General features: G+C 62.0%; 20 protein-coding genes. 13 read left to right on the top strand and 7 right to left on the bottom strand.

Annotated elements, in window-relative coordinates; all coding sequences use genetic code 11:
• Positions 1-27: 27 nt before the first annotated feature.
• The 5 genes from ABGM93_RS15165 to acnA all read right to left on the bottom strand — a co-directional run bounded on the left by ABGM93_RS15165 (position 28) and on the right by acnA (position 8,723).
• Complete coding sequence (locus tag ABGM93_RS15165) at positions 28-543, bottom strand: CAP domain-containing protein (RefSeq protein WP_321334227.1); 516 nt, start codon at positions 541-543, stop codon at positions 28-30.
• Entirely contained in the window at positions 540-3,011 is a 2,472-nt protein-coding gene (locus ABGM93_RS15160; protein ID WP_321500900.1) for a DUF3772 domain-containing protein, read from the bottom strand. The genes ABGM93_RS15165 and ABGM93_RS15160 overlap by 4 nt, the downstream gene beginning before the upstream one ends.
• Positions 3,012-3,396: 385 nt before the next feature.
• Complete coding sequence (locus ABGM93_RS15155; RefSeq protein WP_321505932.1) at positions 3,397-3,816, bottom strand: thioesterase family protein; 420 nt, start codon at positions 3,814-3,816, stop codon at positions 3,397-3,399.
• A 72-nt stretch (positions 3,817-3,888) separates the two neighbouring features.
• Positions 3,889-5,877, bottom strand: coding sequence for an acyltransferase family protein (locus tag ABGM93_RS15150; protein WP_321500898.1), 1,989 nt, complete (start codon positions 5,875-5,877; stop codon positions 3,889-3,891).
• 173 nt (positions 5,878-6,050) lie between these two features.
• Positions 6,051-8,723 (bottom strand): aconitate hydratase AcnA, encoded by a 2,673-nt coding sequence (gene acnA, locus ABGM93_RS15145; protein WP_319774557.1) that lies wholly within the window; start codon positions 8,721-8,723, stop codon positions 6,051-6,053.
• Between the two features lie 613 nt (positions 8,724-9,336).
• Between acnA and ccmA the strand changes: the two genes are divergently transcribed.
• The 6 genes from ccmA to ABGM93_RS15115 all read left to right on the top strand — a co-directional run bounded on the left by ccmA (position 9,337) and on the right by ABGM93_RS15115 (position 13,324).
• Positions 9,337-9,951: a heme ABC exporter ATP-binding protein CcmA gene (gene ccmA, locus ABGM93_RS15140; RefSeq protein WP_321505931.1), complete on the top strand. Its 615-nt coding sequence runs from the start codon at positions 9,337-9,339 to the stop codon at positions 9,949-9,951.
• Complete coding sequence (gene ccmB / locus ABGM93_RS15135) at positions 9,948-10,616, top strand: heme exporter protein CcmB (protein WP_321500894.1); 669 nt, start codon at positions 9,948-9,950, stop codon at positions 10,614-10,616. Before ccmA ends, ccmB begins: the two co-directional genes overlap by 4 nt.
• 47 nt (positions 10,617-10,663) lie before the next feature.
• Positions 10,664-11,473 carry a heme ABC transporter permease gene (locus tag ABGM93_RS15130; RefSeq protein WP_321500889.1) on the top strand — a complete coding sequence of 270 codons (810 nt, stop codon included), beginning with the start codon at positions 10,664-10,666 and terminating at the stop codon, positions 11,471-11,473.
• Positions 11,473-11,655, top strand: coding sequence for a heme exporter protein CcmD (gene ccmD / locus ABGM93_RS15125; protein ID WP_319774560.1), 183 nt, complete (start codon positions 11,473-11,475; stop codon positions 11,653-11,655). The genes ABGM93_RS15130 and ccmD overlap by 1 nt, the downstream gene beginning before the upstream one ends.
• Entirely contained in the window at positions 11,652-12,293 is a 642-nt protein-coding gene (locus ABGM93_RS15120) for a DsbE family thiol:disulfide interchange protein (RefSeq protein WP_321500883.1), read from the top strand. The genes ccmD and ABGM93_RS15120 overlap by 4 nt, the downstream gene beginning before the upstream one ends.
• A gap of 233 nt (positions 12,294-12,526) precedes the next feature.
• Positions 12,527-13,324 carry a DUF1223 domain-containing protein gene (locus ABGM93_RS15115; protein ID WP_321500879.1) on the top strand — a complete coding sequence of 266 codons (798 nt, stop codon included), beginning with the start codon at positions 12,527-12,529 and terminating at the stop codon, positions 13,322-13,324.
• Here ABGM93_RS15115 and ABGM93_RS15110 read toward each other — a convergent pair.
• Positions 13,321-13,923, bottom strand: a complete 603-nt coding sequence (locus tag ABGM93_RS15110; RefSeq protein ID WP_321500877.1) for a 2-hydroxychromene-2-carboxylate isomerase — start codon at positions 13,921-13,923, stop codon at positions 13,321-13,323. The genes ABGM93_RS15115 and ABGM93_RS15110 overlap by 4 nt on opposite strands.
• Positions 13,924-14,112: 189 nt before the next feature.
• Between ABGM93_RS15110 and ABGM93_RS15105 the strand changes: the two genes are divergently transcribed.
• The 3 genes from ABGM93_RS15105 to ABGM93_RS15095 all read left to right on the top strand — a co-directional run bounded on the left by ABGM93_RS15105 (position 14,113) and on the right by ABGM93_RS15095 (position 16,613).
• Positions 14,113-14,973: a phosphatase PAP2 family protein gene (locus tag ABGM93_RS15105; RefSeq protein WP_321500875.1), complete on the top strand. Its 861-nt coding sequence runs from the start codon at positions 14,113-14,115 to the stop codon at positions 14,971-14,973.
• Between the two features lie 34 nt (positions 14,974-15,007).
• Positions 15,008-16,180 (top strand): FAD-binding oxidoreductase, encoded by a 1,173-nt coding sequence (locus ABGM93_RS15100; protein ID WP_321500873.1) that lies wholly within the window; start codon positions 15,008-15,010, stop codon positions 16,178-16,180.
• Between the two features lie 127 nt (positions 16,181-16,307).
• Entirely contained in the window at positions 16,308-16,613 is a 306-nt protein-coding gene (locus ABGM93_RS15095; RefSeq protein ID WP_321334246.1) for a 4a-hydroxytetrahydrobiopterin dehydratase, read from the top strand.
• A 35-nt stretch (positions 16,614-16,648) separates the two neighbouring features.
• On the opposite strand, the gene ABGM93_RS15090 is transcribed toward ABGM93_RS15095, so the two are convergent.
• Complete coding sequence (locus ABGM93_RS15090) at positions 16,649-16,834, bottom strand: sulfurtransferase TusA family protein (RefSeq protein ID WP_321500871.1); 186 nt, start codon at positions 16,832-16,834, stop codon at positions 16,649-16,651.
• Between the two features lie 314 nt (positions 16,835-17,148).
• On the opposite strand from ABGM93_RS15090, the gene ABGM93_RS15085 reads away from it, so the two are divergent.
• The 4 genes from ABGM93_RS15085 to ABGM93_RS15070 all read left to right on the top strand — a co-directional run bounded on the left by ABGM93_RS15085 (position 17,149) and on the right by ABGM93_RS15070 (position 21,569).
• On the top strand, positions 17,149-17,700 hold the full coding sequence (locus tag ABGM93_RS15085; protein ID WP_321500869.1) for a DUF924 family protein: 552 nt from the start codon (positions 17,149-17,151) through the stop codon (positions 17,698-17,700).
• A gap of 263 nt (positions 17,701-17,963) precedes the next feature.
• A complete protein-coding gene (locus tag ABGM93_RS15080) occupies positions 17,964-19,541 on the top strand; it encodes an ABC transporter substrate-binding protein (RefSeq protein ID WP_321505929.1) in 1,578 nt (525 codons plus the stop codon).
• Between the two features lie 102 nt (positions 19,542-19,643).
• Entirely contained in the window at positions 19,644-20,654 is a 1,011-nt protein-coding gene (locus ABGM93_RS15075) for an ABC transporter permease subunit (RefSeq protein WP_321500867.1), read from the top strand.
• Positions 20,655-20,657: 3 nt separating this feature from the next.
• Complete coding sequence (locus ABGM93_RS15070; RefSeq protein ID WP_319774570.1) at positions 20,658-21,569, top strand: ABC transporter permease subunit; 912 nt, start codon at positions 20,658-20,660, stop codon at positions 21,567-21,569.

Raw genomic sequence — 21,569 nt, 5'->3', positions numbered from 1 at the left:
AATGGGCCGGTAATTCGCAAAGCCCTGTTATTCCTCGGGGCCTGCCAGAACCAGCGACCAGAACACCTTGTACTTGCTGCCCGGCGCATAGGCCGTCGCGATGCCCATCCGGGTCATGCGCTTGTCGAGCATGTTGGCATTGTGCTGCGGGCTGTCGCGCCAGCCGGAAAAGGCCTCCGCCAACCGCCGATAGCCTGCGGACACATTGGCCACCACCGGCCCCTTGGGGTAACCCGACGCATCGAGGCGTTGACGTGCCGCCTTGCCCTTTGCAAGCGAGACATCGACCGACTGCGCCGCGGCCATCTCCCGCGCCTGTTCCTCTGCCACCTTCGTCAGGGCCGGGTCGAGCGTGAGGCCGGGCGCGCCGTGTTTCTCGCGATAGGTGGAGATCATGGTTCGTGCGGAAGCTTCATCCACACTCACCCCGCGACGCCCCAGATCGACATAAAAGGGAGGGGTCTCGCTCACCTGTTCGGCGCAGCCCCCCAGCAGCAAGAACGCGCCCACGGCGAGCGCGAGGTGACGGCCCGAAATCATCATACATTGTCTCCATCCGCATCGGCTTCGCCCGGAGCTTCGGCCACCGGGGGCGAGGGCTCATGCGGTCCGGTGTGGGTCGGCTCGCTCGCCGTAGTCGTGTGTTGCAGGTTCCGGCTGGTTTCTTCCCGGCCGCGCAAAGCCGCTTCCAGCCTGTCCATGTCGCGGATGTTGAGATCGCGCTGCGGGAAGGGAATCTCGATGCCCGCGTCCCGGAAGCGGCGCATGATCTCGAAACGCATGTCCGACTTGACCGACAGCGCGTAGTCGATTTGGGCCAGATAGGCGCGCAATTCGAAATCGAGCGACGAGGCCCCGAACTCCATGAAATAGACGACAGGTGCGGGATAGGCCAGCAGCTGGGAGTTCTCGCGGGCAACCTCCATCAGGATATCGCGCACCAGTTCCGGATCCGTATCGTAGGAAACGCCCACGCCCAGAATGATCCGGCCCGACGTGTCGTCGTGCATCCAGTTCTTCACGACGCCGGAAATCAGGTCGGAATTCGGCACGATCACGGTCTGGCGATCGAAGGTTTCGATTTCCGTGGCGCGCACATTGATGCGCCGGACATAGCCTTGCGCCTCGCCCACGACGATCCAGTCGCCCACCTTGATCGGGCGTTCCGCCAGAAGGATCAGGCCGGACACGAAGTTGTTGACGATCGACTGAAGGCCGAAGCCGATACCGACCGACAATGCACCGGCGACGATGGCGACGTTTTGAAGGCTCAGCCCCATGAAGGTGAAGGCGATCATGCCCGCAACGATCACGCCGACATAGCCGACACCGGTGCGGATGGAGGATTTCAACCCCACATCGAGCCGCGTATGCGGCAGATAGCTCATCTCAAGCCAGCGTTGCAGGGCGCGCGTGACCGTGAGCCCGACGACGAAGATCACCAGCGCCAGAACAACCTCTGACAGCGAGAAGTGGAAGGAGCCGATCTCGAAACCGAAGATCACCTGCCGCACCAGACTGGTCACGTCTCCGGTGGAAAAGCCCCACGGGGCCAGCAGCGAAATCACCGCGCCGACGATCAGCAGGATGCGCAGCACACCGGAAAGAAGCACGCCGATCTGCTCGATGGTTCCCGGCTCGAAGGCCAGTGTCTCGCGCAAAGCGCGCCCGAGCCTGCTGTCGGCGCGAAACATCGCAAGGGCGACGTCATCGACCACCACCAGCAACAGGTGCGTGATGCCGAAAACCGAGACAGACCATATGATCTGCTGCGCCACGAAGGAGGAGACCTGCATGTAGCCGATGACCGGGGCGAACAGCGTGATCAGGGCTCCCAGCCAGAATACCGGCATCAACCAGCGCGCGATCGGGCTGAGGCCGCCCCCATCGATCGTCTCCGCCTCCGCTTGTCCGGACCCCGCGATCGCCTTCAGGGCAGCAATGATGATGAAGCCGAGAATGATGGCGATGACGGATTGCAGCGCCAGGATCAGATCGACCGGCGCGGTCAGCACATCGAGCACGTCATTGAAGATCAGCGACATCGCGAAGGTGATGCCCGCCGCCGTCGCCAACTGCATCAAGCGCCCGGCAGCATCGTCACTGATGGGCAGCAGACGCCAGTTCGGACGGGAGGGAGCAATCAAGGCCCATGCAAGACCCTGCACGAAGGATGCAAAAACGGCACCGCGAAAAATGGCGCCGAGTACACGGCCGACCTGATCCGGCGCCAGGTTGAAAGCTTCCAGACCGCGGAACAGGATCACCATGGCCGCCGCCGGCACCACCGTTGCGAGAATGGTGATCGCCAATGCCGCCGTGGAACGATGCATGGGCGCGGGCGTGACGTCCGGATCACGGGCAGCCCTGTCGAGCAGCAACCGGCGCAGCGGCCAGATCAATCCGTAGGTTCCCACAAGCGCCATCACCACGAGCATCACGGCCCAGGCGCCGGATATCGCGTAGATCGCACGGAACCAGTTGCTGACGAGACGGCCCGCCGACGAGATCAACGGCCCCAGATCTTCGACGACCCGCGACCAGAAATTCGGATCAAGGACGCTGGGCGTGGGCGTGAAGAGACGGCGCGTCAGCTGATCGCGTCGATATTGCACGATCCGGGTCAGAAGCTCATCGGCGCGCAGCTGGATGACCTGCACCTGCTTCAAGAGGCCGTTGATTGCGCTGAGTTGCGCGCGCTGCTCCTCCAGTTGGGCCGCAACTGCGGCGGAAACCGCCTCCTGCGCGCCTTCCGCCGGCTGCAATTCCTGGACACGGCGCTCCACGGCCTCCGCTCGCGGCCGCAAGGTGCTGCGCACTTCCTCGCTCGCGGTGCGCATATCGACTATGGCGGAGCGAAGATTGTCGAGCCGGGTGGGATCGATCGTCTGAAGCTGGAGATCGGCTTCGGCCTGATCGAGTTGGCGTCCCCACATGTCGATCTTGCGCTGGTTGGTGTCCAGCGTGGCCTGCAGGGTTGGATCGAGCTGAACCGGTTCAGCCGCAACCACGGGCGCCTTTGGCGCCGCCTCGGGCTTGGCGGTGTCAGCCCCGCTCTCATCGCCACTCGCGGACGTCTCCGCGGCGGTGTCAGCCCCGCCCGAGTGCGGGAGCTGTGACGCATCTTGAGCCCATGCCGAACCAAGGCCTGGCGTGACCAATAGACAGGCAAGAACGGCGAAGAGACGAAGCATTGGGATCACGGTCAGGTCCATCAGTCGGTTCGCAGGGCGGAAGCGCGGACAGCCGTCTACCGTCCGCCGCATCACCGACCGGCACGATTTTGGCCGGCCAACTGTGCCGTGTGACGGTGATTCCCGCAACGCACAGCCTTCTCGCATCGCGCTATTTTGCGGCTGAATTTGGGAAATGCGAAACCTTGGCCTGTCGACCCTGTCACCCCTTGAGTGCGGCAACGACCTCCTCGGGGATCGCTTTCGACTTGATCTTGGCCGGATCATCGGGATGCTTGCCGACCCAGACCCGCTTTTCCGTTGCCTCGATGGCGAGTTGGTCGCCCTTCATCACCTTGTGAAGGATGTGAAACGAAGATCGTCCGAGTTCTGTGACGCTCGTGTCGATGCGAATTTCATCGCCGAAGGCCGACGGGATCATGAATTTCGCCTGGGTATCGACCATGGGAAAGCCGACGAAATCGTATTTCTCGATCAGTTCGATCTTCTTGAGGCCGGTGGCCTTGTGAAACAGCCCGGCGGTGCAGGCATCGAACATGCCGAAATAGCGCGGATACCAGACGATCCCCGCCGGATCGCAATCCCCCCACTCGATCTGGATGACGCGGCTTGAAACGAGCATGAACGAAACCTCCTCCACATTTTTGCGGATGAGGTTGTAGCCCGCCGGCGGCGTATTGACCATAAGTCAGTTTCAGTTCGTGACCGCAGCGTTGTTTAGGCCGCCGGACACCCTACGCCCCGTCTCCTCGCCAGTGATCCTGCCATATAGATCAAACTCCCGGCTCAAATAGACGGAGCCTTCCCTGGAGAGATGAGTTGTATCCCGATAGATGGTCATGTCCCCCACATGGGTCAGACACGTCTCGCCCTCGCAAAGCAGATCGCGCAGCCTTATGACCTTGGCGAAGGGCTCCAGCGCGCTGTAGATCCCGTAGACCGACTTGCGGAAAGTCGCATCTTCCTCACGCGTGATGCCACAGGCATCGAGCGACGTGCCAAACACCTCGTGCCGGTAGAAGCAATCGCCGAAGTCCTTGCCGTTGATTGGTGGGGATGTGATGAGAACCGGCGTCTTGCCGATCCGTTTGACCCAGTCGATTGTCTTGCGAAGCTCTTCAACGGCCTTCTCCGGCCCTCCAGGAACAACGTTGCCCGCAGCATCCAGCATGCCACGGTCGACTGAAAACTGGCTCATGAGTGATGCAATCACAACGAATTCCACACTCTCGTTGTGCGAGAGCCACTCAACCACCCGATCATTGAAAGCCAGGCACTCTCTCGACACACGCAGATCCGGACCTGAGTTGTATTTCAAGCCAGCACCATGGAGCATGGCCGTACAGGCTGACTTTGTCAGCTGGATCATCCGGATATCCGGTCTGGCGGCTTTCAGGCCGTCCACGAGATGGCGTGCATGGGAATCCCCCCAAACGGCGATGACCGGCTGATCATCTGTCTTGCAATCGGGGATGTCGACCGCGCCGTCACAGGCCTCCGCCAGACCATAGGCTGGCTTCAGGCGTTCACTGAGCTGAGTGATCAATGGATTGCGAAGCGGCAACCAATGCTTGCCCTGAATGACCGTGTAGCGCGCGCCGACGATCATGAAGACAGTGGCCGCGAGGGCAGCAGTCGCGATCTTGATCGGTGAGGCAAAACGCTGACGACGGATCGGGCGTTCCAGCACAAGATAGGTCACCCAGGACAGCGCAAGCGACAGGCCGACAAGGGCCAGGTAATCGCCGGTGGAGAGACTGTCCTGTCCGAAACGCAGCCTCGCAAAAACAAAAACCGGCTGATGCCAGAGATAGAACGAATAGCTGAGCAGCCCGATACCAACGAAAGAACGGCTTCCGAGCATTTGCCCTGCCAGGCTGCGGACGTCGGCAAAGGCAATCACAAGCATCGCACCGATAACGGGAATGACCGTCCACAGGCTCGGATAACGAAACTCTTCGCCGAGAAGAAACACCGACACGAGAATAAGGCCGACACCCAGCGCACTCCCGGCTTCCGCCTTCCACCGCGAAACGGCCCCCGGCCTCACGCCCTTCATGGCGAGCACAGACCCGGCGAGAAGTTCCCAGGCCCGTGTCGGCAAGAGATAGTAATTCAGCAGACTGTCAGTCCGCGACATGTATTCCGCGAAGGCGAGACTGATTGCCAGAAGGATAACCGAAACTGTCAGTAGATGGGGACGCCACCAGCGCCAGAGCGCGAAAAGCAGAAGCGGAAAAACCACATAAAACTGCTCTTCAATGGCGAGGCTCCACGTGTGGAGCAATGGCCGCAGCTGCTCGGCAGCATCAAAATAGCCACCACCCGCCATGTACCTGATATTCGAGCCAAATAGCGAAACCGCCACCACATCCTTGGCAAACTCGCGCAGCTGATCCGTTGGCATCCACAAATAGGCCATCACGAACGAAGCCAACACGACCGCGACAAGGGCGGGGATGATCCTTCGAATACGCCGATCGTAGAACCTGAGTAGCGAGAAGGAGCCTTTGGAAAGATCGGCAAGCAAGATGCTGGTGATCAGATAGCCGCTGATCACAAAGAACACATCTACGCCGACAAAGCCGCCTTTGAAGGGCGCAAGGCCTGCATGGAACAACACCACGGGCACGACGGCCAGCGTCCGCAAACCGTCGATTTCAGGGCGATAAGCCAGCCTCATCAGCGAGAACTTCCAAGTTGTCCGAGTCCCGCGTTTTACGGGATCGCCCGGCGATCTTCCACCCTTATCAAAAAGCCTGGCGGCAATTGAATTGCCATGTCCCGATAATGAAAAAGGGGCCGCCCCAAGTCGGAGCGGCCCCTTTCATCTCTCGGACAGGTTGAACCCGGTCCCTACGCCACCAGGTTCCTGAGAACGTAGTGCAGGATGCCGCCGGCCTTGATGTAGTCCAGCTCGTCTTCGGTATCGATCCGGCACAGCACCTCGATCGCCTTCTTGGTGCCGTCTTCGTATTCGACGTCGATATTCACCATCTGGCGCGGCTTCAGGTCGGCCACGCCCTTGATCGACACCTTCTCCTTGCCGGTGATGCCATGCGACTGCCAGCTCTCGCCTTCCTTGAAGGTGAGCGGCAGCACACCCATGCCGACGAGGTTGGAGCGGTGGATACGCTCGAACGACTGCGCGATGACCGCCCGCACGCCCAGAAGGCGCGTGCCCTTGGCCGCCCAGTCGCGCGAGGAACCGGTGCCGTATTCCTTGCCGGCGAAGATCACGAGCGGCTGGCCCGCGTCGCGGTATTCCATCGCCGCGTCGTAGATCCACTTCTGCTCGCCGTCCTTCATCGTCACGCCGCCTTCGACGCCCGGAACCATCTGGTTCTTGATGCGGATATTGGCGAAGGTGCCGCGCATCATGACTTCGTGGTTGCCGCGGCGCGAGCCGTAGGAGTTGAAGTCCACCGGACGAACCTGATGATCGACAAGGTACTTGCCGCCCGGGCTGTCGGCCTTGATGGAACCGGCCGGCGAGATGTGGTCGGTGGTGATGCTGTCCAGGAACAGGCCCAGCACCGCCGCGTTCTCGACATCCTGAAGCGGCTTCGGCTCCATGGTCATGCCTTCGAAATAGGGCGGGTTCTGTACGTAGGTCGAGGTCGCGGGCCAGTCATAGGTCAGACCGCCTTCAACCTTGATCGCCTGCCAGTGCTCGTCGCCCTTGAAGACGTCGCCGTAACGCTCACGGAACATCTCTTCCGTGATCGAGGTGCGGATCAGCTCCGCGATCTCGGCGCTGGTCGGCCAGATGTCCTTCAGGAACACCGGCTTGCCGTCCTTGTCCTCGCCGAGCGGGTCCTTGGCAAGGTTGACGTTCAACGAACCGGCGATCGCGTAAGCCACCACCAGCGGGGGCGAAGCCAGGTAGTTGGCGCGCACATCCGGGTTCACGCGGCCTTCGAAGTTGCGGTTGCCCGAAAGCACCGAACAGGCCACCAGATCGTTGTCGTTGATCGACTTGGAGATCTCCTCCGGCAGCGGGCCGGAATTGCCGATGCAGGTGGTGCACCCATAGCCGACAAGATCAAAGCCGAGCGCATCGAGATCGTCCTGAAGACCGGCCTTGTTGAGATAGTCGGTCACCACCTGCGAGCCCGGTGCCAGCGAGGTCTTCACCCACGGCTTCACCTTCAGGCCCTTGGCGACCGCATTGCGCGCCACAAGGCCCGCGCCGATCAGCACCGAGGGGTTGGAGGTGTTGGTACACGAGGTGATCGCGGCGATCACCACGTCGCCGTGGCCGAGATCGTGGTTGCGGCCTTCCACGGCGAAGCGCTTGGAAAGCTCGTCCGCCTTCTTGAATTCCTCGTCCATCACCTTGGCGAAGCCTTCCGGCGCCACGTCGAGCGCGACACGGTCCTGCGGACGCTTCGGGCCGGCAATGGAGGGAACGACGGTGGAGAGATCCAGCTGCAGCGTGTCGGTAAAGACCGGCTCGGAGTGGGTGTCGCGGAACATGCCCTGCGCACGGGAATAGGCTTCCACCAGCGCAACGCGGTCATCGGCGCGCCCCGTCGAGGTCAGGTAATTGAGCGTATCGCCGTCCACGGGGAAGAAGCCGCAGGTCGCACCGTATTCCGGCGCCATGTTGGCGATGGTCGCGGCGTCTTCCAGCGACAGGTTGTCGAGGCCCGGGCCGTAGAACTCCACGAACTTGCCGACAACGCCCTTCTTGCGCAGCATTTCCACGACGGTCAGCACGAGGTCGGTCGCCGTCACGCCTTCCGGCAGCTCGCCGTCAAGACGGAAGCCGACGACTTCCGGGATCAGCATGGAGATCGGCTGGCCGAGCATGGCCGCCTCCGCCTCGATGCCGCCCACGCCCCAGCCGAGAACGGCAAGGCCATTGACCATGGTGGTGTGGCTGTCGGTGCCGACCAGCGTATCCGGATAGGCGATCGTTTCGCCGTCTTCGTCCTTGGTCCAGACCGTCTGGGCCAGATATTCCAGGTTCACCTGGTGGCAGATGCCGGTGCCCGGCGGCACCGCACGGAAATTGTCAAAGGCTGACTGGCCCCAGCGCAGAAACTCGTAACGTTCGCCGTTGCGCTCATATTCGCGTTCCACGTTCTGCGTGAAAGCGGTGGAATTGCCGAAGTGGTCGACCATCACGGAGTGGTCGATAACCAGATCGACGGGAACCAGCGGGTTCACCTTTTTCGGGTCGCCGCCAAGCTTGGTCGCCGCATCGCGCATGGCGGCCAGATCGACGACCGCGGGCACGCCGGTGAAGTCCTGCATCAGCACGCGCGCAGGACGATAGGCGATTTCGTGGGAGGACTTGCGCTCCTTCAGCCACCCGGCAACTGCGCGGATGTCATCGGCGGTCACGGTCCGACCGTCTTCGAAACGCAGCAGGTTTTCCAGAATCACCTTCAGCGAGAAGGGCAGCTGGGAGATGCCCTCAAGGCCGTTCGCTTCCGCGTCGGGAAGCGAGAAATAGGTGTAGCTCTTGTCGCCGACGGCAAGCGTCTTGCGGCATTTGAAGGTGTCGAGCGATTTTGTCACGGCTGGCGATCCCCTTTCATTCGAGGGCGCATCGCCATTCGCCGACGGCGCAGCGCCCTGTTGGCGGCCTGACCAATGCAGGCCCGCAGCAGGAATTCCGGGTCCGGTCCCTCCGGGCCTGCCGGAGAAGGGAAACGAACCCCAAATCTTGTCGCATGGTCCGGATCCGATCAGGTCTTGCGACCCGACGAAAGACCGTCCCCTGGCGATAGTTCTCTGCCGGCTTCACAAGGACAGCGCCGTCGTCACTCTCCCGCCGCCTCAACCTCCGGCGACGGATACGGGAAAATACAATGTCCCCCCAACGAGTGACCTTCCGGCACCGCGTCTTGCATAGCGCGGCTCGTCATAGCGAATCTTGCGGAGCGGCACCAGTGCGGCGTGCGTCAAACAGCATCTTTCCGCACCGCCACACTCTCGGCTCGCGCGTTTTATATACAATGGTATACAAAAGTCATCCCCGAATTGCGCAGACCGCGCAAATTGCCGCCCCTGCCGCTTTTGCGCGGTCAAAGCAGCTCACGACCTGCCGCAAACCGCATTCCTCCTTGATCGCAGGTGTGAAAACAGCCTAAGTGCCTGCGCGACCTGTGGGGATCGGGAGGCCTTGCCTTTGAAGCTGATCGCGGAAAATCTCGCCTGCGAACGCGGTGGTCGCCGCGTCTTCGATAAACTTTCCTTCAAGCTCGACGCCGGAGAAGCGCTGATCGTCACCGGGCCCAACGGCGTGGGAAAGTCCAGCCTGCTGCGCGTTCTGGCCGGTCTGGTCGCCAGTGCGGAAGGCTCCGTCACGCTCCAGGGGGGCGATGTGGACAAGACGCTTTCCGCCCAAAGTCACTATTTCGGCCATGCCGACGCGCTGAAAGCCCCGCTGACGGTGGCGGAAAATCTGGCCTTCTGGCGGCGCTTCAATGACAGTCCGGCGGCAACCGTCGATGAGGCGCTGGAGACCGTCGGCCTCGACTTCATCTCCCATCTTCCCGCCGCCTATCTCTCGGCAGGACAGCGCCGCAGGCTGGCCCTTGCCCGCCTGCTGGTTTCGCACCGTCCGCTCTGGCTGATGGACGAGCCGACCTCCGCGCTGGATACCGCATCGGAGGCAAAGCTTGTGGACCTGATGAACGCCCACCTTGCGCATGGCGGACTGATCGTGGCGGCAACGCACCAGGATCTGCCGGTCAAACCCGCCCGCCACCTGCGCTTCCAGCCAGCCGAGATTGCGGCATGAATGCTCTTCCCGCCCTTTTCCTGCGCGAATTGCGGCTCGCCGTGCGTGTCGGCGGCGGTGCGTGGATGGGGGTTCTGTTCTTTCTTTGCGTGGTGGTGGTGGTTCCCTTCGGCATCGGGCCGGACCTGAACCTTTTGGCCCGCATCGGCCCGGCCATCCTGTGGATCGGCGCACTTCTGGCGTCTCTCCTTGGCCTCGACCGGCTGTTTCAGGCAGATCGCGACGATGGCTCTCTCGACCTTCTCCTGATGAGCGATACCCAGCTGGAGATGGTTGTCTTCACAAAATGCCTTGCGCATTGGGCCTCCAGCGGCCTGCCGCTGGTCATCTCCGCGCCGGTTCTGGCCATGTTCCTCAACATGGAGCCGACGGCCACAGCCGCGCTTACCGCAACGCTTCTGGCCGGAACCCCCGCTCTCACCCTGATCGGCGGCATTGGCGCGGCGCTCACCGTCTCCCTTCGCCGGGGCGGGTTGCTGCTCGCCATTCTCGTGCTGCCGCTTGCAATCCCGACCCTCATATTCGGGGTGAGTGCGTCCAATGCGGCGCTTGACGTCTCGCTGCCCTTTGCGACGCCCTTTGCGATCCTGTGCGCGCTCACCCTGATCTCGACCGTCATCGGCCCCTTTGCTGCTGCGACCGCCCTCCGATTCTCCTCGGATTGACCCAACGCCGCATTGATGCCGCAACCTTGCGCGATTAGAACCGTTCCATGGCAATCATCGACCTCGCAAATCCGACCCGTTTCCTTCGACTGAGCGACCGGCTGCTGCCCTGGCTCATCGGCGCGACCGTGCTGACCATGACCGCAGGCCTCTACCTGGCCCTTTTCGTCTCGCCCGACGATTACCAGCAGGGCGCGACCGTCAAGATCATGTACATCCACGTGCCCTTCGCCTGGCTTGCCATGTTCTCCTATTCGGTCATGGCAATCGCCGCGCTGGGCACATTGGTCTGGAAGCACCCGCTGGCGGATGTCTCCGCCCGCGCCGCGGCCCCCATCGGGGCCGCTTTCACCTTCCTGTGCCTGGTCACCGGCTCGCTTTGGGGCAAGCCCATGTGGGGCACCTGGTGGGTGTGGGATGCGCGGCTGACTTCGGTGCTTGTGCTTTTCATCATGTATCTTGGCATCATCGCCCTGTGGCGCACGATCGAAGAGCCCATTCGCGCGGGCAAGGCCGTGGCCGTGCTGACGCTTGTCGGCTACATCAACATTCCCATCATCAAGTTCTCGGTCGACTGGTGGAACACCCTCCACCAGCCCGCCTCGGTGATGCGCATGGATGGGCCGGCCATGCCGTCCTCCATGCTGACGCCGCTCCTGACCATGGCCCTGGCCTTCACGCTCCTCTTTGTGACGCTGCACATGATGGCCATGCGCAGCGAAATCCTGCGCCGCCGCATCCGTGCGCTGCGCCAACGCGAGGCGGCAGGCGCAGCCGGTGTTGCAACGGCCACGCAGGTCACCAAGGAGGCACCATCCACCGCTTCTGAAACGGAACAGGCGGAGGCACAGTCCTGATGCTGCCAGATCTCGGCAATCATGCCGGCTTCATCATCGCATCCTACGCAATCACACTTGCGGTTATCGGCGGCATGATCTTCTGGATCGTTGCCGATTACGCCCGTCAGAAGTCGATCCTGGCGGATCTCGACGCACGCGGCATCCGCCGCCGTTCAGCCAATACGGATTCAAAGTCATGAGCGGAGTGTCCCCCGACACCGATCCCTCAGCGGGCGAACCACCACGCCGCCGCGTTTCGGTGCTCGTGCTTCTGCCGCTGATCATATTCGTCGCTCTCGCGGCCCTTTTTCTCGTGCAGCTGACCGTCGGGCGCAGCCCGAACCAGATCCCCTCCGCACTGATCGACCGCCCTGCCCCCGATTTCGATCTCCCTGCGCTGGCGGGTCTTGAGCGTGACGGCGCACAGGTGCCGGGTCTTTCGACCGCCGACCTCAAAACCGGCGACACCGGCATTGATCTGACGGGCCGGGTGACGCTGGTGAATGTCTTCGCCTCCTGGTGCGTCCCCTGCCGCGAAGAGCATCCGCTTCTGGAGGAACTCGCCAAACGTCCCGATGTCCGGCTGGTCGGCATCAACTACAAGGACAAGCGCGCCAATGCGCTGCGCTTCCTCGGATCGCTCGGCAATCCCTATGAGGCCATCGGTGTGGACGAGAAGGGCCGCGCCGCCATCGACTGGGGCGTCTACGGTGTGCCGGAGACCTTCGTCGTCGATCGCACAGGCCGCATCCGGTACAAGTTCATCGGTCCGCTGAGCCCGAAAGCCATGACCGAGGTGCTGATCCCGCGCATTGAGGAAGCCCTTGCGGGCAACTGAGCGCAGTCGACAGGACAGACTGATGACAAGGGGTGGCTTCGCAAAGGCCGCCCCTTGTCGTTTCCGGGATCCGGCGCGCCCCTCCCTCGCCGTACAAACGAATGTCACCCCAACGTGACTTTTAATTGACCCGTCCCGCGACTAAGGTCGCCTCACATTTCTCGGCAAAAGAGAGTGCCTTCTTCGGAAGCGCATGCCTCGGGTCACGGCACCCCTCAGGAACAGGACGAAGAATGCTCGGAACGGACAATCCGTTGAACCCGCGCGAACCCGCCCGGCACAAGAGCGTTGCCGCGCTGTGCTCGATGCTCGCGCTGGCGCTCTCCTTGCTTCTTCCAGCCCCCGCCTCAGCCGACCCCAAGGCCGTTGTGGAGCTTTTCACCAGTCAGGGCTGCGCGTCCTGTCCGCCCGCCGACAAACTTCTTGGCGAACTGGCCAAGCAGGAGGATCTGATCGTCCTCTCGCTGCCGGTGAACTACTGGGACTATCTCGGCTGGAAGGACACCCTCGCCAGCACCGACAACAGCGCCCGCCAGCGCGCCTATGCGGATTTGCGCGGCGACCGCGCCGTCTACACGCCGCAGGCCGTCGTCAATGGACGGCGCCACGCGATCGGCTCCGACAAGCGCGCCCTGCTGAACGCCATCAAGAGCGCAGGTGAGCTGCCTGTTTCGGTGAGCGCTGAAATGGGAACCGATGCGCTTGATATTCACGTCGGCGGGGGCAAGACGCCTGGCATGATGGCGACCGTCTGGCTCGTGCTGTTCGATTACAAACGCAAAGTGCCGATCGCACGGGGCGAGAATGGTGGCCGCACCATCACGTATCACAATGTCGTGCGCCGGATGCAGGCCATTGGCATTTGGAAAGGCGAACCGGCCAGCTATTCCATGCCGCGTGGCGAACTGGTGAAGGCCGGCATGCAGGGATGCGCCATTCTCATTCAGGGCGAAGACGGAAAAGGCCACCCCGGCCCGATTGTCGGCGCGACCTATCTGGCCCGAGATCAGCGACAGGCCGCCGCCCGCTAGCCGAGCCCGTGACGGGCTTCCCAGTCGAAGGCCTGTTCCATCCGGTCATTTCCCCAGAACAACTCGCCATCGGACGTGACGAAATTCGGTGAGCCGTAGAGGCGCAACCTGTCCACCTCCGCTCCGCGCGCGCGCAAGACGGCCTTGATCTCCTCCCCCCGCGCCTCTTCCAGCAGCGCATCCGCATCAAGACCCAGATCCATCAGGATGCCCGCCAGCAGTTCCTGTTGCGAGATATCCATCCCCTCCCCGAATTCCGCGTGATAGACCGCGCGCACGAAGGCGGGCGTCCAGCCCTCCTTGCGCCCCAGAAGCGACAGCCGAACCGCCATCACCCCGTTTTGGGGAAAGATCTCCGGGCGCATGAGCGGCAAGCCGTAAAGCTCGCAATGGCGCTCCATGTCGCGCCACATGTTGGCACCCTTGTCGGTATAGGCGTCGAAAGGCGACTTCTCCCAGCCCTGCCGCCTGAAAATCGGCCCCAGCAGGAAAGGTTCCCATACGACGTCGATGCCACGTTGTCGCCCCTCCACCTCTATGCGCATCGCAGCCAGATAGCTGTAGGTGGATGCAAACTCGAACCAGAAACTCAGCGCCATTCTCTTCTCCCCTGCGAAGCGGCCAGACTATTTCACCATGAGGCCTCCCGGTCCAGAGACGCGGCCACGGCTTCGCCGACGAACAAGGTCTTGCATCGCAGCACGAACATAGATTGACTGTGCGCTGTTCCACCGAGATGCGACCGGGAATTTCCCGGAGCAAGACGCACACAGCTGCCGGCCCGAATGATGTCCGACCCCGAAAAAGACAGCCCGACCCTGATGCGGGCCGTGTCTCACCTGCGCAGCATCGCCAGGGCCGCCCCACGCCATCCGGTCGTCAGCCTGATTTGTGCGACGGTCATCGCGAGCGGCTTCTTCCTGCTTTTCCCCGGCGTCGACCTGTGGGTCTCCGGCCTGTTCTTCGATCCCGCTTCCGGCAATTTTCCCGCCGCAAGCAACGAAGTCCTGAAACGCCTGCGCTCGCTTGGCCCCTATCTGGTGTGGCTGATCGCGCTCGGCAGTGTCCTGATCCTGGTCGTCAAGGTCATCTGGCCCGAACAGCCGCCGCTGGTCCCGCTGGGAAAACCGCTCTTCCTGCTGATCACCCTTGCGCTGGGCCCCGGCCTGCTGGCAAACGGCATCCTGAAAGCCCATTCCGGTCGCCCGCGCCCGCGCAATGTCGACGTTTTTGGCGGCGACTTGCCCTATGTCGACGTCTGGCGCTTCACCGACCACTGCAAGTCCAACTGCTCCTTCGTTTCCGGAGAAGGATCATCGGGCGCCTGGCTTCTGGCTCTGGCGCTGGTTCTGCCGCTTGCCTGGCGCAAGCCCGCCTTGTGGGCAACGGCAACGATCGGCGTGCTGGTTTCCGTTAATCGCGTGGCCTTTGGCGGGCATTTCCTGTCAGACACGGTGCTCGCCTGGACACTGAACGGGCTCCTCATCGCCCTGTTCTACCATCTGTTCTTCATCTGGCAGCCCGCATGGGTGACGCCATCTTCGCTCGATGCTGCCTTCTCACGGATCGGTTTTTCCTTGCAGGACCGATTTGCCTATCTCGATGCCCGCGTGCGCCGGTTCAAACGCGCACACAAAAAGACTGAATAACAAGACTTCACCTTTTCATCCGGAGGTTCTTCCCGTGCTCGTTCGCGACGTCTGTATCGTCGGCGGCGCCGCCGTCGGCTTGTCCATCGCCCATTTCCTCAAGCGTGACCTGAATTTCCAGGGAACCGTCACCGTCGTGGAGCGTGACCCCGCTTATGCGCGGGCCGCCACCACCTTGTCCGCGGCCTCCATCCGCCAGCAGTTCTCCACCCCGGAAAATGTCCGTCTGTCGCTTTATGGCCGCGACTTCTTCCGCGCCCTGAAGGACCGCTTCGGCGCCGATGCAGATATCGGCTTCAAGGAAGGGGGTTATCTGGTTCTGGCGGGCGAGGCCGGAGCCGAGATCCTGCGTGAAAACCACGAGGTCCAGTGCGCGGAAGGCGCCGATATCGCGCTTGACGATCCGCAGGATCTGCTCGCACGGTTTCCCTGGCTCAATACGGAAGGCCTGGCGGCAGGCGCCTGGGGCCGCAGCGGCGAAGGCTGGTTCGACGCGCATCTGCTGCTTGCGCTCTTGCGCAAGGCCTGCCGGGAAGATGGCGTGGAAATTCTCACCGACACGGTCGTCGGCCTCACCCGCGAGGACAACCGGATGACCGGCGCAACGCTGGCCTCCGGCGAAACCATAGCCTGCGGCACCCTGGTCAACGCGGCCGGGCCCTCTGCGGGCGATGTGGCAGCCCTTGCGGATATCGACCTGCCGGTGGAGCCGCGCAAGCGCTCGGTCTTCACCTTCCGCTGCAAGGACGCCGCGCCCGGACTGCCCCTGATGGTCGACACATCCGGCGTCTATGTGCGCCCGGAAGGCGAGACCTTCATTTGCGGCGTCTCCCCGGCCGCCGAGAACGATCCGCGTGCCGCCGACGACGATTTCGATCCCGATTGGTCGCTATTCGAAGAGACTATCTGGCCCGCGCTTGCCCATCGTGTGCCCGCCTTCGAGGCGATCCGACCAGGCCCCGCCTGGGCCGGACATTACGATTACAACACGCTCGACCAGAACGCGGTTATCGGCCCTCACCCGGAAATCGCGAACTTTCTCTTCGCGAACGGCTTTTCCGGCCACGGCCTGCAACAGGCCCCCGCGGTCGGCCGCGCCATTGCCGAATGGATCGCGCTTGGCCGTTATGAGAGCCTCGATCTTTCCATCTTCGGCTATGAGCGCATTGCGCAAAATCGCCCGCTCTTTGAAAAGGTCGTGATCTGATCCGTCATGGTCCGATCCGGGGACGTTTCCTCCCTCGCATGACGAGCCTGTGTGGTGGAGATCTGGCAAGAGCCCTCTAGATCACCGAATGACTCTGACATTGAGAGCGCGAGGGAGGACATGTCTCATGACTGAAAAACCGCAAGTGCTGACCCCGGCCGAGCGCGACGCCGCCCTGGCCCGGCTGGACGGCTGGACCACGCCCGATGGCCGTGACGCCATGACCCGGACGTTTCGCTTCGCCGATTTCAATGAGGCCTTCGGCTTCATGGCGCGTGTGGCGCTGGTCGCGGAAAAACACGATCACCACCCGGAATGGACCAACGTCTACAACAAGGTCGAGGTCACCCTCTCCACCCATGACGCTGGCGGCGTAACCGCCCGCGACATCGCTCTGGCCGAAGCCATGGAGGCCATCGCCGCCACAACCTGACATCAGGCTCCCGGCGGCGCGGCGCCAAACCGCGATCAGGCGCCCTTGCGGATCACGAAACGCATCCAGCCATCTTCACGGGCGCTATCCTCCAGCACATGGCCTTGCTCATTGCAGAAATGAGGAATGTCGAGCCCGGCAAGCGGATCGCTGGCCAGCACCGCGATCCGTTCGCCTGCCTCCACGCCCTGAAGCGCCTTTGCGGTCTTGAGAACGGGCATGGGACAATTCAGCCCGCGCAGATCCAGCTCGCGCGAAATGGCCGGCCCCTCTCCGTCGCCATCCCTGGGCAGGGGGGCAGTGGCAGGCAAAGCGTTGGCGGTGTCCGTAGATGATCGCTGCGATGTCATGGCGGGAAAAAAGCACGTCGCGTCGCGCGCGCAAAGACATTTTGCCCGCAGGCTCCCCGAAGGGGGCCTGTCCTCAAGACGGTTGCACAAGGCGAACAAAGCGGACAGGCTGGGACGGGTTGCGGCGGGGTTCGCGTTGAACTGCCCGGAACTGCCTGACGACAAACGGTTTGCGGGAGGATCCGATGTCCACGAGTTTTGCAGATCCGTACGAGATCCTCGATTTCTGGTGGCAGGCGGGGCCTGAGAAATGGTTCGCCCGCGATGATGCCTTTGACGCGGAAATCGCCGAGCGCTTTTCGGATATCCAGCGCATTGCGGCCGAAGGCGGCTTCGACAGCTGGGCGGAGACCCCGCACGGGACACTCGCCCTCCTTCTCCTGCTCGACCAGTTCCCCCGCAACCTCTTTCGCGATGATCCGCGCGCCTTCGCCAGTGACGCCAAGGCGCTCCAGATTGCGCGCATGTCACTTTCCCACGGTTTCCACAGGGCCTTTCCCAAGAAGGCCCGGCTATTCTTTTTCCTGCCCTTCGAACACGCGGAAGACATCGAAGCCCAGCAGACGAGTGTTGATCTGTTTCGACAACTTGGGGAACAAGAAGGCTACCTATATGCACTTATACATATGGATGTCATCCGGCGCTTCGGGCGCTTTCCGCACCGCAACCCCGCGCTGGGACGCATGACGACCCCCGAAGAGCAGGTCTATCTCGATACAGGCGGCTTCTCCGCCTGAATATATACTTCGCAAAGAGAATGAGGTCAGCTGACCAGCCTGTTGCCTGTCGGGAAGGTTATCCTTTTCGCTGCGCGACAGCATCCGCCTATTGCGTCAAAAAGCCTTGACCGCATCAGTATTGATGCTTGTGTTTTGCTCGCAAAAGAGGTGTGATCCCCCTCCTGAATACCGTCCATTCCCCCCTTGCGCCAATGGAGGTGGCGGGAATATTTTTCCGGTATTTTCAGAAGAGAGGAACAGTCATGTTACTAAAGAAGACGATGCGCTTCGGAGCGGTCGCGTCCGTTGCGATGCTCCTTGCCGCACCGGCCATGGCAAAGACACTTGTCTATTGCTCGGAAGGCAGCCCCGAAGGCTTTGATCCGGCCCTCTATACCGCTGGCACGACCTTCGATGCCTCCGGTCGCGCCGTCTACAACCGTCTTGTCGAATTCAAGCACGGCGGTACGGAGATCGAACCGGGCCTCGCGGAAAGCTGGGACATTTCGCCTGACGGCAAGGAATACACCTTCCACCTTCGCAAGGGCGTGAAATTCCAGACCACGGATTTCTTCACCCCGACCCGCGAGCTGAACGCCGACGACGTGATTTTCTCGTTCGAGCGTCAGGCTGCCACCAAAGGAACCTGGTTCGACTATTCGAACGGCTCCTGGGAGTATTTCAACGGCATGTCCATGCCGGACCTGATCGAGAAGATCGAGAAGGTTGACGACCTCACGGTGAAGTTCGTCCTGAACCGCCCCGAAGCTCCGATGCTCGCGAACCTCGCGATGGACTTCGCGTCGATCGTGTCGAAGGAATATGCCGACAAGCTGGAAGCCGAAGGCAAGCCGGAAATGCTGAACCAGGTGCCGTTGGGAACCGGCCCGTTCCAGTATGTCGCCTACCAGAAGGACGCGGTCATTCGCTACAAGGCGAACCCGGACTACTGGAAGGGCAAGGAAGCCATCGACAATCTGATCTTCGCCATCACTCCGGACGCCTCCGTGCGTTACGAGAAGCTGAAGGCGGGTGAATGCCAGATCATGGCCTATCCGAACCCGGCCGATCTGGAAGCCATGAAGGCCGATGACTCCATCAACCTGATGGAAAAGGCCGGCCTCAACGTCGGCTACATGGCCTACAACACGCAGATGCCCCCCTTCGACAATCCGAAGGTCCGCAAGGCGCTGAACATGGCCATCAACAAGCAGGCCATTCTCGACGCCGTGTTCCAGGGCTCCGGCCAGGCGGCCAAGAACCCGATCCCGCCGACCATGTGGTCCTACAATGACGCCGTGAAGGACGATCCGTACGATCCGGAAGCCTCCAAGAAGATGCTCGAGGAAGCTGGCGTCAAGGATCTGTCCATGAAGGTCTGGGCGATGCCGGTGCAGCGCCCCTACAACCCGAATGCGCGTCGCATGGCCGAACTGATCCAGTCCGATTTCGCCAAGGTCGGCGTCAAGGTCGAGATCGTGTCCTATGAATGGGGCGAGTACCTCAAGCGCTCTTCCGACGTGAAGCGTGACGGTGCGGCGCTGCTCGGCTGGACCGGCGACAACGGCGATCCGGACAATTTTCTTGCCGTCCTGCTCGGCTGCGACGGTGTGGGTGGTTCAAACCGCTCGCAGTGGTGCTATAAGCCGTTTGAGGACCTGATCCAGAAGGCCAAGATCACGTCTGACATTGCTGAGCGTACAAAGCTCTATGAAGAGGCGCAGGTTGTCTTCAAGGAGCAGGCGCCGTGGGCGACCATTGCCCACTCTACCGTCTTCATGCCCGTTGCCAAGAACGTGACCGGCTTCGTGCAGGACCCGCTGGGTTACCACCGCTTCGACGACGTCGACCTGAAGTAGGTTGTAAAAGACCCGTTAACAAATTGATCCCGGTCGTGTATACGGCCGGGATTTCCCGTGCCTGACTGGCCACGGCAGGACCAAGAGTTCATCGGTTACCCCATGCTTCGTCTGATCCTCAATAAGATCGGTCTGCTGATACCGACGTTTATCGGCGTGACCATAATTTCGTTTCTTTTCATCAGGTTGCTGCCGGGTGATCCGGTCTTGCTGCTTGCGGGCGAGCGTGGCTTGACCCCGGACCGCTACGCCAAGCTGTTGCACCAATACGGCTTTGACCAACCATTGTGGCAACAATATCTCGACTACCTTGTCGGGATCTTTCACGGTGACCTCGGCGTTTCCATTTCCACCCGCCGTCCCGTGTTGAATGAATTCTTCTCCCTGTTCCCGGCAACGGTGGAACTCTCGCTTTGCGCGATCATCTTCGCCGTGGTCATCGGACTGCCGGCCGGTGTCATCGCCGCGCTTTATCGTGGCAAGACCCCCGATCACGCCGTCATGACCACCGCGCTTGTCGGGTATTCCATGCCGATCTTCTGGTGGGGCCTGCTGCTGATCATTCTGGTTTCCGGCACATTGGGCTGGACCCCGGTCTCAGGTCGCATCTCGCTGCTCTACTATTTTGATTCGGTAACCGGCTTCATGCTCATCGACAGCCTGTTGTCCGGTGAACCCGGCGCCTTCACCTCCGCGGTCAGCCACCTGATCCTGCCCACCATCGTGCTGGGCACCATCCCGCTCGCCGTGATCGCGCGCCAGACGCGCTCCGCCATGCTGGAAGTTCTCGACGAGGACTATGTCCGCACCGCGCGGGCCAAGGGCCTGCCGCCGCGGCGTGTCATCGGCCTGCATGCGCTTCGCAACGCCATGATCCCGGTCATCACCGTGATCGGCCTGCAGATCGGCGTGCTCTTTGCCGGTGCAATCCTGACCGAGACGATCTTCTCGTGGCCGGGTATCGGCAAGTGGATGATCGATTCCATCTTCCGCCGGGATTACCCCTCCGTGCAGGGCGGCCTTCTGCTCATCGCGGTGATCATCATGCTGGTCAATCTGCTGGTCGATGTGACCTACGGTCTGATCAACCCGAAAATCCGGCACACGAGGTAAGCCATGTCGGAAACGACCCTCACCACCTCGCAGCCGGAGCGTGCCACGGGCCGCATCGCGCTGCTGAAGGAGTTCTGGCAGTACTTCTCCACCAACCGTGGAGCGGTCGCAGGTCTGTTCTTCTTCCTGGCAATCATCATCATTGCCCTCTTTGCAAACTACGTCGCTCCGCACGGCGCTTCCGTGCAGTACCGCGATGCGCTTCTGGTTCCCCCGTCCTGGACCGAAGGCGGCGACGCCCGCTTCCTGCTCGGCACCGACGCCGTGGGCCGGGACATTCTTTCCCGTCTGATCTATGGCAGCCGCTACTCGCTGTTCATCGGCTGCGTGGTGGTCTCCATCGCGCTGATCGCCGGCATCTGCTTCGGCCTTCTGGCTGGCGCGATGCGCGGTTGGGTCGACACGCTAATCATGCGCGTCATGGACATCATCCTGTCCTTTCCCAGCCTGCTTCTGGCCCTCGTGCTGGTCGCCATTCTCGGCCCGTCTCTGACCAACGCGATGATCGCCATCGCCATTGTCCAGCAGCCGCATTACGTCCGCCTCACGCGTGCCGCGGTGATGAGCGAGATGTCGCGCGACTACGTGATGGCGGCGCGCGTTTCCGGCGTGAAGGGCCTGCGCCTGATGCTGGTCACCGTGCTGCCGAACTGCATGGCACCGCTCATCGTTCAGGCGGCCCTGTCCTTCTCCACCGCGATCCTCGACGCGGCCGCCCTCGGCTTCCTGGGCGTCGGCGCACAACCGCCCACCCCGGAGTGGGGCACGATGCTGGCCGAGGCCCGTGAGTTCATTCTGCGCGCATGGTGGGTCGTCACCTTCCCCGGCATCGCCATCCTGCTGACCGTGCTCGCCATCAACCTGTTCGGCGACGGTCTGCGTGACGCGCTCGATCCCAAGCTGAAGAGGTCGTGA

This window comes from Breoghania sp. (genome assembly GCF_963674635.1).
GTDB lineage: Bacteria > Pseudomonadota > Alphaproteobacteria > Rhizobiales > Stappiaceae > Breoghania.
This window is presented reverse-complemented; position numbering and strand designations above follow the sequence as displayed.